The 11,364-nt window shown below is 66.7% G+C and carries 14 protein-coding genes; 7 read left to right on the top strand and 7 right to left on the bottom strand.

Translation table 11 applies throughout. From position 1 onward, the window contains the following. Window positions 1-270: 270 nt before the first annotated feature. Together FBZ87_RS25715 and FBZ87_RS25710 are read right to left on the bottom strand one after the other, a co-directional pair. The gene (locus FBZ87_RS25715; protein ID WP_145613436.1) at window positions 271-1,011 is read right to left on the bottom strand and encodes an FkbM family methyltransferase; all 741 of its coding nucleotides are present in this window, start codon (window positions 1,009-1,011) and stop codon (window positions 271-273) included. Window positions 1,012-1,249: 238 nt separating this feature from the next. After that, window positions 1,250-2,230 (bottom strand): MBL fold metallo-hydrolase, encoded by a 981-nt coding sequence (locus FBZ87_RS25710; RefSeq protein ID WP_145613435.1) that lies wholly within the window; start codon window positions 2,228-2,230, stop codon window positions 1,250-1,252. Between the two features lie 176 nt (window positions 2,231-2,406). Between FBZ87_RS25710 and ubiT the strand changes: the two genes are divergently transcribed. The 6 genes from ubiT to FBZ87_RS25685 all read left to right on the top strand — a co-directional run bounded on the left by ubiT (window position 2,407) and on the right by FBZ87_RS25685 (window position 5,697). After that, window positions 2,407-3,018 (top strand): ubiquinone anaerobic biosynthesis accessory factor UbiT, encoded by a 612-nt coding sequence (ubiT, locus tag FBZ87_RS25705; RefSeq protein ID WP_145613434.1) that lies wholly within the window; start codon window positions 2,407-2,409, stop codon window positions 3,016-3,018. Beyond that, window positions 3,015-4,010, top strand: coding sequence for a ubiquinone anaerobic biosynthesis protein UbiU (ubiU, locus tag FBZ87_RS25700; protein WP_145613433.1), 996 nt, complete (start codon window positions 3,015-3,017; stop codon window positions 4,008-4,010). Before ubiT ends, ubiU begins: the two co-directional genes overlap by 4 nt. Window positions 4,011-4,025: 15 nt before the next feature. Then, window positions 4,026-4,943 (top strand): ubiquinone anaerobic biosynthesis protein UbiV, encoded by a 918-nt coding sequence (gene ubiV, locus FBZ87_RS25695; RefSeq protein ID WP_145613432.1) that lies wholly within the window; start codon window positions 4,026-4,028, stop codon window positions 4,941-4,943. 77 nt (window positions 4,944-5,020) lie between these two features. Then, window positions 5,021-5,170, top strand: a complete 150-nt coding sequence (locus FBZ87_RS29930) for a PIN domain-containing protein (RefSeq protein ID WP_246134603.1) — start codon at window positions 5,021-5,023, stop codon at window positions 5,168-5,170. A 33-nt stretch (window positions 5,171-5,203) separates the two neighbouring features. Further along, entirely contained in the window at window positions 5,204-5,443 is a 240-nt protein-coding gene (locus FBZ87_RS29925; RefSeq protein ID WP_342780935.1) for a PIN domain-containing protein, read from the top strand. After that, on the top strand, window positions 5,440-5,697 hold the full coding sequence (locus tag FBZ87_RS25685; RefSeq protein ID WP_145613431.1) for a YlcI/YnfO family protein: 258 nt from the start codon (window positions 5,440-5,442) through the stop codon (window positions 5,695-5,697). The genes FBZ87_RS29925 and FBZ87_RS25685 overlap by 4 nt, the downstream gene beginning before the upstream one ends. A gap of 36 nt (window positions 5,698-5,733) precedes the next feature. On the opposite strand, the gene FBZ87_RS25680 is transcribed toward FBZ87_RS25685, so the two are convergent. The 3 genes from FBZ87_RS25680 to FBZ87_RS25670 are packed head-to-tail and all read right to left on the bottom strand — an operon-like array spanning window position 5,734 to window position 9,735. After that, window positions 5,734-7,155, bottom strand: coding sequence for a c-type cytochrome (locus FBZ87_RS25680; RefSeq protein ID WP_145613430.1), 1,422 nt, complete (start codon window positions 7,153-7,155; stop codon window positions 5,734-5,736). After that, the gene (locus tag FBZ87_RS25675; RefSeq protein WP_145613429.1) at window positions 7,152-8,918 is read right to left on the bottom strand and encodes a GMC family oxidoreductase; all 1,767 of its coding nucleotides are present in this window, start codon (window positions 8,916-8,918) and stop codon (window positions 7,152-7,154) included. The genes FBZ87_RS25680 and FBZ87_RS25675 overlap by 4 nt, the downstream gene beginning before the upstream one ends. Next, the gene (locus FBZ87_RS25670; RefSeq protein WP_211107196.1) at window positions 8,911-9,735 is read right to left on the bottom strand and encodes a gluconate 2-dehydrogenase subunit 3 family protein; all 825 of its coding nucleotides are present in this window, start codon (window positions 9,733-9,735) and stop codon (window positions 8,911-8,913) included. The genes FBZ87_RS25675 and FBZ87_RS25670 overlap by 8 nt, the downstream gene beginning before the upstream one ends. 197 nt (window positions 9,736-9,932) lie before the next feature. Between FBZ87_RS25670 and FBZ87_RS25665 the strand changes: the two genes are divergently transcribed. Beyond that, a complete protein-coding gene (locus tag FBZ87_RS25665) occupies window positions 9,933-10,169 on the top strand; it encodes a hypothetical protein (RefSeq protein WP_145613427.1) in 237 nt (78 codons plus the stop codon). Between the two features lie 70 nt (window positions 10,170-10,239). Here FBZ87_RS25665 and FBZ87_RS25660 read toward each other — a convergent pair whose 3' ends face one another. Further along, entirely contained in the window at window positions 10,240-10,650 is a 411-nt protein-coding gene (locus FBZ87_RS25660; protein ID WP_145613426.1) for a PRC-barrel domain-containing protein, read from the bottom strand. Window positions 10,651-10,838: 188 nt separating this feature from the next. Beyond that, window positions 10,839-11,342, bottom strand: a complete 504-nt coding sequence (locus FBZ87_RS25655; RefSeq protein WP_145613425.1) for a YciE/YciF ferroxidase family protein — start codon at window positions 11,340-11,342, stop codon at window positions 10,839-10,841. Window positions 11,343-11,364 lie beyond the last annotated feature (22 nt).

The raw sequence follows: 11,364 nt of genomic DNA, 5'->3' as shown, positions 1-11,364 counted from the left end.
AATGCTTGTTCAACGAGCAGGTTCACGCTCCAAAGCGATTCCGCGATCGGCTCTAAGCCTCTGGTTTTTCATGTAACTCCAGGCTCAGGTGACACCACCTGAGCCTGGAATCACACTAAGGCTAGATCATCATCCGGCGACTTGGCTATAGCGCGTATCGGCGCGCAGCCGCAGTCACCGCTTTTATCAAACAAACAAAGAAGCCGGCCGGAATCGGGACCCCGGCCGGCTTCTTTGTTTTGAGCCCCGTGATGCGGTTGGGGCCACTCCTTAGCGGAGTTCCGGCGGCAGCAGGGTGGCCGCCTCTTCCTCCGGGATGCAGAGCGCGTCCTCTTTCCACTGCGCCAGCTTGTATCCCCGCTCGGTGAAGAACCGGTGGATGGCCCCCACGTCGGACTTCAGATATTCGACCTGGCAGATGGGCCGGCACTTTTCGATGGTCTTCTGCGCCCCGTTCAGAACGTTCATCTCCATGCCTTCCACGTCCACCTTGATGAAGCGGACATGGTCGAAGCCGAAATCGTCGATCCTCACCTGCTTCACCATTTCGCGGGCGGGCTGGCGATCCTGGTGCAGGCGTTCGCGCTGGACGTTGCCGAACTCGACGCTGCCGAAGTTCATTTCGCGATGATAGTCGAAGCCAGGAATCTCGACCTCGGTCACCGTATCGCCGACGCAGACATGGTGGACGGTGGCGTTCTCGATGCTGTTCAGGGCCAGGGAGCCGCAAATCATGTAGGCCAGGACCTTCTGCGCCTCGAAGATATGGACCTGGCCGCCGCCGTCCGCCAGGATAGGGGCGCAGCCGATGCCATAGACACCAAAATTGCCGCCAATATCCAGGAAGGTGGCCGGCTTGGGCGCATGCCGAAGAATATTCTGCGCGAAGGCGATCTTTTCCGCGTCGTGAGCCGCCCCCGTCTTCAGCAGGGCGTTGGTTTGGTTAATATCGTGGCGATTTACGATCAGATCCCCATAAATTGTGGGGAGAATAATGGAATAAGAAACCATTGCAGACCCTCGAATTGCCCGCAGCGCGGGTTATCGCCTGATGAAATATTTCGAAACATGGTAAAGTACTGCACAAGCACTAATGTGCCCGCTTTGACGGTGGCAGGCAAGGCACATTCGCCCCGAGCATTTGCCGACAATAGGTCGTTTCCCGCGCGCTGATGAGCACGGGAGCGGCCAATCAGCCAATATTAATTTCCATGTGCCGGCCGGGCGCCACCGGTGAACCCTAACTCGGTTAGAAACTGGTCCAGCTGTCGCCCGGTTCAAGGGCGCGGAAGCGGTCAGCCGCGATGCCCTCGCGTGCCAGCGCCTGGGCCAGTTCCTGCGGCGGGGCCAGCCGTTCCTCATCCGACAGGGGAAAGGTGCCCCAATGCACCGCCAGTCCCTGGCGGGCGCCGCAGTCGGCCAGGATGCGCACGGCCTCCGCCGGATCGCAGTGCTGCTGCTTCATGAACCAGCGGGGGGCGTAGGCGCCGATGGGCAGGATGGCGACGGTGGGCTCGCCATGGTGCTGTCTCACCTGGTGAAAGATGGCGCCGTCGCCATAGCCGGTGTCGCCCGCCACATAGACCGGGCCCGCCGGCGTGCGCAGCACGAAGCCGCACCACAGCGCCATGCGCCGGTCGCCCAGCCGGCGCGCCGACCAGTGGTAGGCGGGATGGAAATGGGCGGTGACGGCAGGGCCCAGCGCGACCGTGTCGCCCCAATCGCCGGTTTCCACCGGCAGTGGCCCCACCTCGCGCGCCACCACACGATCATTGCCCAGGGGGGCTACGATGCGGGGACGGTGGGTGGCCCACAGCCGCCGCAGGGTGCCCACGTCCAGATGGTCGTAATGGTTGTGGGTCAATAGCACCGCGTCGATAGGCGGCAGGTCTTCGAAGGCGACACCCGGGCGGTTGACGCGGCGCGGCCCCAGCCATTGAAAGGGGCTGACCCGTTCCGACCAGACCGGATCCACCAGCAGGTTCAGCCCCGCCACCTGGATCAGCACGCTGGCGTGACCGATCATGGTGATCGCCAGGCCATGCACACGCGCCGCCGGGCGCACCTGCCGCCCCGCCACTGCCGCCGGCCACACCGGCCGCTTCCCGCCCCAGCGCCAACGCAGAATCTCCCCCAGGCTACGGTCGGTCGGGGCTTGGCCGGGATTGAAGAAGCGGACACCGTCGAAATGGTCCGTCACAGGACCGGCATAATAGGGATTCGCAGGCATTCGGCGTCCGCATCGTTGCGTGGCAAGAACCTTCCCTTGTATCGGCACGGGAAGGCACCGTTTCAAGGCGGCGCCCTTTCATTATTGTGCCATGTCAACGACATCCCTGGCCCGCGACGCCCACAGTCACGCGACAAGCCGCCTACTGGCCGCCGCCCTAACTGGATGTGCCTCCCGTGAGTCTCGACCCGACCGATCCGCCCCCCTTGTCGCCCGTGCTGCTGGCCGGGCTGGCGGCGCGTGTCCTGCCGCCCCTGCCGCTTTTGGGCCGTCCGCTGGCCGGGCCCGTGGCTGCGCGCCTGTCACAGATGGCCTTTGATCGCCTGCAACGGCGCCATGAAGCACTGTTCCAGCGCTTGGCGGTATTGGGGGAGCGGGCCTTCCTGGTTGATCCGAGTGACCTGCCGGTGCGCTTCCTGCTGCGGCCGGCGGGCGTGCGGCCCGGCCTGTGGCCCATCGCCGATGGGGACGCCCCGCCCCCGGCGGCTGCCACGCTGCGGGCGCCCCTGGCGGCACTGCTGGCCTTGCTGGAGGGTCGTGCCGACGGCGACTCCCTGTTCTTCAGCCGGCAGCTGATGATCGAGGGCGACATGGAGGCGGTGCTGGTCCTGCGCAATGCCGTGGACGGCGCGGACATCACCCTGGAGCGCGATTTGGCCGCCCGCTTGCCCCGGCGCGTTCTCACGATGGCGCGGCGTTGGTACGGCGATATCGACGGCCTGCTGCACCTGGTGGCGCGTGCCGCGTGGCAGCCCGCCGCCCTGGCGGTGGCGGAGGTTCAGCCATGACGACCGCCTCCCTTTCCCTCGTCTGCCCCGCCGGAACGCCGGCGGCATTGGACGCGGCCGTGGAGGCTGGCGCCGATGCCGTCTATTGCGGTTTCGCCGACGCCACCAACGCCCGCAACTTCCCCGGCCTGAATTTCAGCCCGGTGGAGATGCGCGCCGCCGTCGCCCGCACCCACAGAGCCGGCCGGTCGCTCTACATCGCCATCAACACCTTCCCCCGGGCGGGGGAGGAGGCCATTTGGCACCGCGCCGTGGACAGCGCGGCCGAGGCCGGGGCCGACGCGGTCATCCTGGCCGACCTGGGTCTACTGGCCTATGCGCAGGCCACGCACCCCTCCCTGCGCCTGCACCTGTCGGTCCAGGCCGCCGCCTCCACGCCCGAGGCCATTCGCTATCTGGCCCAGACCTTCGGCGTGCAGCGCGTGGTGCTGCCCCGCGTGCTGACCCTGGCGGAGGTGACGGAACTGACGGCGGCGGTGGCGCCGGTGGAAACGGAGGTGTTCGCCTTCGGCGGCATGTGCGTGATGGCGGAAGGGCGCTGCCAGCTGTCCAGCTACGTTACCGGCCAGTCGCCCAACACCCACGGCGTCTGTTCGCCCGCCGGCGCGGTGCAGTTTCGACGCGAACCCGGCGGCGACGTCACCGCCCGGCTGGGGGATGTCACCATCGACCGCCACCCGGCGGGCGCGCCCGCCGGCTATCCCACCCTGTGCAAGGGCCGGTTCCGCGCCAACGCCACCACCGGCTATCTGTTCGAGGAGCCGACGTCGCTGAACGCCGCCGAGCACATTCCCGGCCTGATCAGGGCCGGGGTGCGGGCGTTGAAGATCGAAGGGCGGCAGCGGGGCCGCGCCTACGTCGCCCGTGTGGTGGGTGAGTTCCGCCGCGCCATCGACGCGGCCGTGACCGGCGGCTTCACTGTGCCGGATTTGGCCAGCGAGATGGAAGGCGGCCGCGCCACCGCCGGCGCCTACGACCGGCGCTGGCGCTGAGCGGGGAGGATGATCATGACCCTCGAACATCCCAAGCTGACCCTGGGCCCCTTGCACTTCCACTGGCCGGCTGCACGGCGGCGCGACTTTTACGCCCGCGTCGCCGATGAGGCGCCGGTGGACACCGTGGTCCTGGGTGAGGTGGTGTGCTCCAAGCGCGCACCTTTCTTCGACAGCCATATCCCCGAGGTGGCGGAACGCCTGCGGCGGGGCGGCAAGGAAGTGGTGCTGGGCAGCCTGGCGCTGGTCATGCAGGCACGGGAGCGCCAGAGCGTCATGGATCTGGCCGCTAGCGACGACTTCCTGGTTGAGGCCAACGACCTGACCGCCGTGGCCGCCTGCGCCGGCCAGCCGCACGCCATCGGCCCTATGGTCGCCGTCTACAACCCCAGCACCCTGGAACTGATGGCCCGCCAGGGCGCCACGCGGATGTGCCTGCCGGGGGAGCTGACGGCCGACGCCATCGGGGCGTTGGCGGGGGCCGCCATGGCGACGGGCACCCAGCTTGAGGTGCAGGCCTTCGGCCGCCTGCCGCTGGCCATCTCCGCCCGCTGCTACCACGCCCGCGCCCATGGCCTGCACAAGGACGGCTGCCGTTACGTGTGCGAGAAGCACCCCGACGGCATGGACCTGGACACCCTGGACGGCGCCCCCTTCCTGACGGTGAACGGGGTGCAGACCCTGTCGGGCAGCTATCTGGACCTGCTGGGTGATTTGGGCCGACTGCGCGCCCTGGGTGTCAGCCGCTTCCGCCTGTCACCGCAGGATTGCGACATGGTGGCGGTGGCGGAAACGTTCCGCGCGGTGCTGGACGGCATCCTTCCAATGGCCCCGGCCCGCGACCGCCTGCGCGACCTCTGCCCCGGCCGGCGCTTCAGCAACGGCTTCCTGCACGGGGTGGAGGGTATGGCCTACCGCGCGGCGGCGATTTAGGCGGGGATACAAATGTAGTCGCCACTGAAGGCATGACCGGGCGGATTGTGATATCGCGGGCTGATATCAATTCCGACATGAGGCTTGTTCTCGATACCGATGTCATCGTGGCCGCCCTGCGCAGTCCTTCGGGGGCCTCCTCCGCGCTGCCATTGGCGGCGGACGATGGCATCGTTCAGTTGTTGGCCACGGTGCCGCTGTTCATCGAATACGAAGCGATGAGCTAACGTCCCGAACATATTCTTGCGGCTGGCTTGTCAGTGGCAGACATTGAGGTGTTTCTTAACCGGCTTGTGGAATTGGTTGAACCGATTGAGCCGTGGTTTCTTTGGCGTCCTCAATTGCGTGACCCCGGCGATGAAATCGTGTTGGAAGCCGCCGTGAATGGACGAGCCGACGCGCTAATTTCGTTCAACCAGAGAGATTTCTTACCAGCCGCCCACCGCTTCGGAATGCCCTTGCTGAAGCCGGGGGACGCATTGCAAAGGATCAGGGCATGACCAAGATTTCAACCTATCCGCTACGGCTGCCTGCATCTGTGAAAGCGGAGGCGGAACGCTTGGCGGCCGAGGACGGCACCAGCCTAAACCAGTTCGTCGCGACCGCCGTGGCGGAAAAGTTGGCGGCCCTGCGAACGGCGGCCTTTTTCACCGAACGGCGTGGGCAGGGTGACCGCGCCGCGTTCAGGGCCTTAATGACGCGTGGCGGAGGTGAACCCCCGCGACCGGGCGACGAGCTTCCTGGGAAGGAATAAGTCCAGGTCTCTACCAACGCGGAGGCTGAAGAACCGTCACGGCTGCCCCAGCGCCGCCGTCCCCGCCTGGTCCGTCCCGTTCTGCCGGCTGTCGGTGTGGGGGCTGGACACGGTTTCTGGGTTGGGATGATGCATGTCGGTGGGGTAGCCATCCGGTAAGGTGCGGCGGTCGGCGCCCAAGGCCTTGCGCATCTTGGTCACCGTGTCGACGTCCACCGGCGCCGCCGCGTTGCCCCAGCTGTTGCGGACATAGGTGGCCACGGCGGCGATCTGTTCGTCCCTGAGTTTCCAGTTGAAGGCCGGCATGGTGGCCGGTGTCGGCCGCGCGTCGGTCGGCAGGCTGCGGCTGCCCACCAGCAGGACACGGATGAGCGTGCCGGGATTGGGTTGCTGCAGGTTCGGGTTGCCGGGCAGGCGGGGGAACATGGCCATGGAGCCGGCGCCGTCCATGCGGTGGCAGGCGGCGCAGGTGTCGACATAGACGGCCTCCCCCGCCTTCATGACGGCGGGGTCCGGCTTTTTGGGGCTGTCGTCGGCCCGCGCCGGCCGGTCGCGCAGATAGGCGATAATGGCGCGCACGTCGTCGTCGGTCATGCGCGACGTGGAATAGGCGACCACCTCCCCCATGTCAGCGGCGGCATTGGCATGGACGTTGCGGCCGGTCTTCAGGTACTGGAATAGCTCCTCGTCGCTCCACCCCCCGATGCCGGTGCGCTTGTTGGGGGTGATGTCCGGCGCGTACCAGCCGTTGCCGATATCCCCACCGTGATAGTCGCGGCTGGTGCGCGGGGCGCCGAAGAGGTTCTTGGGCGTGTGGCAGGCGGCGCAGTGGCCCGGCCCCTCCACCAGATAGGCGCCCCGGTTCCAGGCCGCGGACTTGGCGGGATCGGGCTTGTACTCCCCCTTGTCCAGGAACAGAAGGTTCCAGCCCATCATCAGGGCGCGGACGTTGAACGGAAACGGCAGATCATTGCGCGGCGACCGGTTGGGCGATGGCGGCAGGCTGCGCAGATAGGCGAACAGCGCGTCGGAATCAGCCCGGCCGATGCGGGTGTAATAGTTGTAGGGGAAGGCCGGGTAAAGATGGCCATCCGGCGCCTTGCCCTCATGCAGGGCGCGGTAGAAGTCGTCCGCCGACCAACGCCCGATGCCGGCGTCCTTGTCCGGCGTGACGTTGGCCGAATAGATGGTGCCGAAGGGTGTCACCAGGGGGCGTCCGCCGGCGAAGGGCAGGCCGCCGGGCACGGTATGGCAGCCGACGCAATCCCCCTGAACCGCCACATAGTACCCCTTCGCCACATCCGGATCCTTCACCGGCGGATAGGGCCCGGACGTGGCGGACGGCGGCTGGCCGTTGGCAATACCGCTGAGGCCGATGGCCACCAGCGACAGGGTGGCCACCAGGATGCCCAGGCTCAGCAGCCCGGTCACAAGCGCGCGCTGCAGGGGGGCCCTCATGTGTGCACCAGGGGGCCGGGGGATTTCAGGTACTGTTCGCGCACCGCCTTCAGCGACCAGTAGGCCAGCGCCGCCACCGTACCGGTGGGGTTGTAGCCCGGGTTCTGGGGAAAGGCGCTGGCCCCCATGACGAACAGGTTGCTGACGTCCCAGCTTTGCAGATAGCGGTTGACCACGCTGGTCTTGGGATCGGCGCCCATGATGGCACCGCCGGTGTTGTGGGTGGTCTGGTAGGGCACCACGTCCCAGGAGCCGTCGCGATACACCACCTTGATCTCGCGCGGCCCCATGGCGCGGGCGACGTCGGCCGCGCGGTCGGTGATGTAGTGGGCCATCTTCTGTTCATTGTCGGTGTAGTCGAAGGTCATGCGCAGCAGCGGCCGGCCGTAGACGTCCCGGTATGTCGGGTCCAGGTCCAGGTAGTTGCCGCGATGGCTCATCACCCCGCCGTGGGTGGAGATGGTGGTGGTCTTGAGGTAGTTGGCGGCCACCGCCTTCTTCCAGGCCCCGCCCCAGGTGGGCGTGCCCTCCGGCACCGGGTGGGTCTCGATGGGCCGGGCGCCCGTCTGCAACACCCCGAGGTAGCCACCGCCCAGGAAACCCAGGCCGCCATGGTCGAAATTATCGCCGTTGAAGTCGTCGATGTGCATCCCATGGGCGCCCGCCCCGATGAAGGGGTTCAGGATCTTGTCATCGAAGAAGGCGTTCACGAAGGAGGTGCGCTGGTAGGCGTAGTTACGTCCCACCACCCCCTCCCCGGTCCGCGGGTCATACGGCGTGCCGATGCCCGACAGCAACAGAAGGCGGACGTTGTTGAGGGCGTAGGTGCCCAGGAAAATCAGGTCGGCCGGCTGTTCGAACTCCCGCCCCTGGGCATCGACATAGGTGACGCTGACCGCCCGCTTGCCCGTGCTGTCCCGGTTGATCGTCAGCGCCTCTGCCTCCGTGCGCAGGGTGAAGTTGGGCTTGCGCATCAGCACGGGCAGGATGGTCGTCTGCGCCGAGGCCTTGGAATAGTTGCCGCAACCGAACTTCTCGCAGAAGCCGCAATAGGTGCAGGGCCCCAGCTGCACGCCCAGCGGGTTGGTATAGGCTTCCGACAAATTGGACGACGGCTGCGGGAAAGGGTGGTAGCCCAGCTTGGCGGCGGCCTCCGCGAACAGCGTGGGGGCGTAGGCCTGGCGCATGGCGGGGGTGGGATAGCCCCGCTTGCGGGCACCTTCGAACGGGTTGCCGCCTGCCTGGATCTGGCCGTTCAGATTGCCCGCCGTGCCCGAGGTGCCGCAGAGGTATTCGAAACGGTCGTAGTGCGGTTCCAGGTCGTCATAGGTGACGCCGAAGTCCTGGATGGTCATGTCGGCGGGAATGGCTCTGGCGCCATAGCGCCGCGTAACATGGCTGCGCACCTCCAGGTCGCTGGGCAGGAAGCGCCATGTCTGCCCGTTCCAGTGCACGCCGGAACCCCCCACCCCCGTGCCCGGCAGAAATGAGCCCATGACGCGCATGGGCAGCGCCGTCTGGCTGATGTTGTTGCGGATGGTCAGCGTGTTGTGCGCCAGGTTCTCGAACAGCGCGTGCCGCCACATGTAGCGCAGCTCATCCTGGGCGAAGGTGGGGGCGAAATCGGTGGGGGTGTCCCGCCATCTTCCCCGCTCCAACGCCAGGACATTCAGGCCGGCATCGGTCAGTTCCTGGGCCACGATGGCGCCGGTCCAGCCGAACCCCACCACCAGCACGTCGACGGAGGGCAGTTTCTCAGACATGGGTCTTGGTCCCCACTTCCTTGGGCTGGCCGTCCTGGTCGCGCGGGGTCCAGCCGGGCCGGCCGGTGATACCGACGGGCGGCAGGGGATAGGGTTGGTTGTGACGGTCGACGAAGGGCCCATGGTCGTAGCGGGCGCCGGGAAAGCCGATCAGGCGCCAGCCGATCATGTCCTTGTTCCCGCCATAGACGGGGTCGCTGAAAAAGCCCTCGATGGTGTTCTGCAGCAGCAGGGTGAAGAACACCTTGGTGTCCACGCCCTCGATGGCCAGCTCGTTCGATTCCAGGCCCTTAAGCACTTCGTCCTGCTGGTCGGGCGGCAGCTTGGCGAAGGAGGTGCCGCCATGCTGCTTGGCCACCATATCGTCGATGGCGCGGATGGCGGAGCGGTACACCTCCGCCGGCGTCATGCGGCTTTGATAACCCTGGGTCTTCAGCGGCGGCGCCCAGGGCCCCTGCATGTACCAGCGGCTGGCATGCCCGTATTCGCCATCCAGCTGGCGATCGATGAACAGCGGCACAGCCGCCTCGATGGCCCCACCACCCAATTCATCGGCGGGGATCAGGCGCCCCACGGCCGCCTCGATGAACGCGGCCTCCGCCGCCGTGAAATAGATATAGCCGGCCCGGCGGTCAGCCGGAAACGGCGCATCCGCCGCCCCTTCCTGCCACGGCATGTCGCCCCGGATGTCGGGACCTGCGCCACCGCCCCGGGCGGACTGCTCCGGGGCGCCGGGCGCGGCCAACGGTAGGGCGCCGGCCGCGCCGGCGGCCAGACCGGCGCCCAACAGGCCGCGCCGGCTGAGTTTGGTTTCCATCAACTCTCTCCACCAGTTGGCCGGCATCGTTAAGTCGGGGCGGGCGGGCCTGTAGCCGGTCGCCAAGCCAATGCTCCAGCCCCGTATTGGTTCCCGTCGAAATGCGGGCGGCACGGAACAGGGCGGATGGGGCAGCGGTTCCCTTAATTCAAGACGGGCGGAAAACGCCCTTCGATCAGTGACCGAGGAGGAACCCCATGGCTTCTTTTGTGCCGCCGCCACCCACTCCTGAACCACCCCGTCCCCACCCCCGCACCAAACTGGAGCAGCTGGCCCACGGCGCCTATCACGGCACGGGCGAGGCCCCACCCCCACCCAAGCAGGCCCAGCGCCCGTCGGGTACGAGGCTGACCGATCTGCTGACCAGCGCGCCCGTGGCCTACACCGCCTTTGGCGTGGTGCTGGGCTTCATCTTTGCCAGCCGCCGGCGCTGAACAGGAAAAGACCCGCGGGAAGGGACGCCCCCTCCCCGCGGGTCTTCTCGGCCTAGGACAGCAGGCGTCCTCAGCTCTTGGCGTAGTGGAACGCCGGCTGGTTCTTCAGCGCATCCTTGTTGCCGCCCGGCAGTTCGATCTTATCATCGGTGATCTGCAGGGCGCTGTAAGGGATGGCCACCAGACGGTCGCCCACACCCAGGAAACCGCCCACTGACAGGATGGCGTAGGGCACGCTGTCCTTGGGCGAGATGATCAGGTCATCGACCGTACCGACGGTGTCGTTCTGGTCGTTCACCACCTTGGCGCCCACGATCTTGGACGAACGGTGGCCGGTGGCCACGGTCGCCACATCCACCTTGGTGGTGGCGATGCGCTGGGTGGTGCCCTGCGCCAGGGTCGGGGCGGCAGGCAGGACAACGGCGGTGCCCAGCGCCGACACACCCAGGGCGGCGGCCAGGAACAGATTGGCGCGTTTCATGGTAACTCCTCCAATTGGGGCGGGCCGCTTTTCCCAGAGGGCGCAGGGCGCCTGGGCGGGCCGCCCGGTTGTTGCAAGGCGGTTTTGCTAACCGTTTGAACAACAATTGAAAGCTGCCCGTGGTTCCCGGTGGGGATCGTCCGCCTCATAAATGCCCCAGGCGTTAACGGCTAAGCACTGATAGGGCATCAGGCGGCGGCGCGGTTCAGCCGCGTCTTGGCCAGCATGGTCAGCCACTCGTCCGTGGCCTTTTCCTCATCCAGGCTGAGGCGCAACAGCTCGGCGCTGTCCGCCCGGCCCAGCATCTGGGCCCAGGCGACCAAGGTGCCATACCGCGCGATCTCGTAATGCTCGACCGATTGGGCGGCGGCGACAAGGGCGGCGTCCAGGACACCCTTGTCCGCCACCTCCCCCACCACGTCGTCGGTCTCATCGATGATACAGTCGATGGAGGGACACTTGGCGATCTCCGGTACCGCGCCATGCATCTGGAATACCTGCTCCAGCCTCGCGATCTGCTCCTGGGTTTCACGCGCGTGCGTCTCGAAACCGTGCCGCAGCTCAAGGTCTGCCGCGCGCGCGGCCATCTTGGGCAGTGCTCTCGCGATGCGACGCTCGGCGTAGTAAATGTCCTTCAACTGGTACACGAACAAATCGTGCAGCGTTTCGATGTCCTTGGTGAACATGCCCATGGCCGTATCCTCCGCATGCGGG

The sequence above is a fragment of the Nitrospirillum amazonense genome, from assembly GCF_007828035.1.
Taxonomy (GTDB): domain Bacteria; phylum Pseudomonadota; class Alphaproteobacteria; order Azospirillales; family Azospirillaceae; genus Nitrospirillum; species Nitrospirillum amazonense.
Note: the sequence above shows the minus strand (reverse complement) of the source record. Positions and strands in the feature narration are given on the sequence as shown.

What these genes read in the sequence shown, in the direction of transcription:
- FBZ87_RS25715 (WP_145613436.1), bottom strand. Translation starts at nt 1,011, where the DNA reads ATGGTTTCTTATTCCATTATTCTCCCCACAATTTATGGGGATCTGATC.
- FBZ87_RS25710 (WP_145613435.1), bottom strand. Translation starts at nt 2,230, where the DNA reads ATGCCTGCGAATCCCTATTATGCCGGTCCTGTGACGGACCATTTCGAC.
- ubiU (WP_145613433.1), top strand. Translation starts at nt 3,015, where the DNA reads ATGACGACCGCCTCCCTTTCCCTCGTCTGCCCCGCCGGAACGCCGGCG.
- ubiV (WP_145613432.1), top strand. Translation starts at nt 4,026, where the DNA reads ATGACCCTCGAACATCCCAAGCTGACCCTGGGCCCCTTGCACTTCCAC.
- FBZ87_RS29930 (WP_246134603.1), top strand. Translation starts at nt 5,021, where the DNA reads ATGAGGCTTGTTCTCGATACCGATGTCATCGTGGCCGCCCTGCGCAGT.
- FBZ87_RS25685 (WP_145613431.1), top strand. Translation starts at nt 5,440, where the DNA reads ATGACCAAGATTTCAACCTATCCGCTACGGCTGCCTGCATCTGTGAAA.
- FBZ87_RS25680 (WP_145613430.1), bottom strand. Translation starts at nt 7,155, where the DNA reads ATGAGGGCCCCCCTGCAGCGCGCGCTTGTGACCGGGCTGCTGAGCCTG.
- FBZ87_RS25675 (WP_145613429.1), bottom strand. Translation starts at nt 8,918, where the DNA reads ATGTCTGAGAAACTGCCCTCCGTCGACGTGCTGGTGGTGGGGTTCGGC.
- FBZ87_RS25670 (WP_211107196.1), bottom strand. Translation starts at nt 9,735, where the DNA reads ATGGAAACCAAACTCAGCCGGCGCGGCCTGTTGGGCGCCGGTCTGGCC.
- FBZ87_RS25665 (WP_145613427.1), top strand. Translation starts at nt 9,933, where the DNA reads ATGGCTTCTTTTGTGCCGCCGCCACCCACTCCTGAACCACCCCGTCCC.
- FBZ87_RS25660 (WP_145613426.1), bottom strand. Translation starts at nt 10,650, where the DNA reads ATGAAACGCGCCAATCTGTTCCTGGCCGCCGCCCTGGGTGTGTCGGCG.
- FBZ87_RS25655 (WP_145613425.1), bottom strand. Translation starts at nt 11,342, where the DNA reads ATGGGCATGTTCACCAAGGACATCGAAACGCTGCACGATTTGTTCGTG.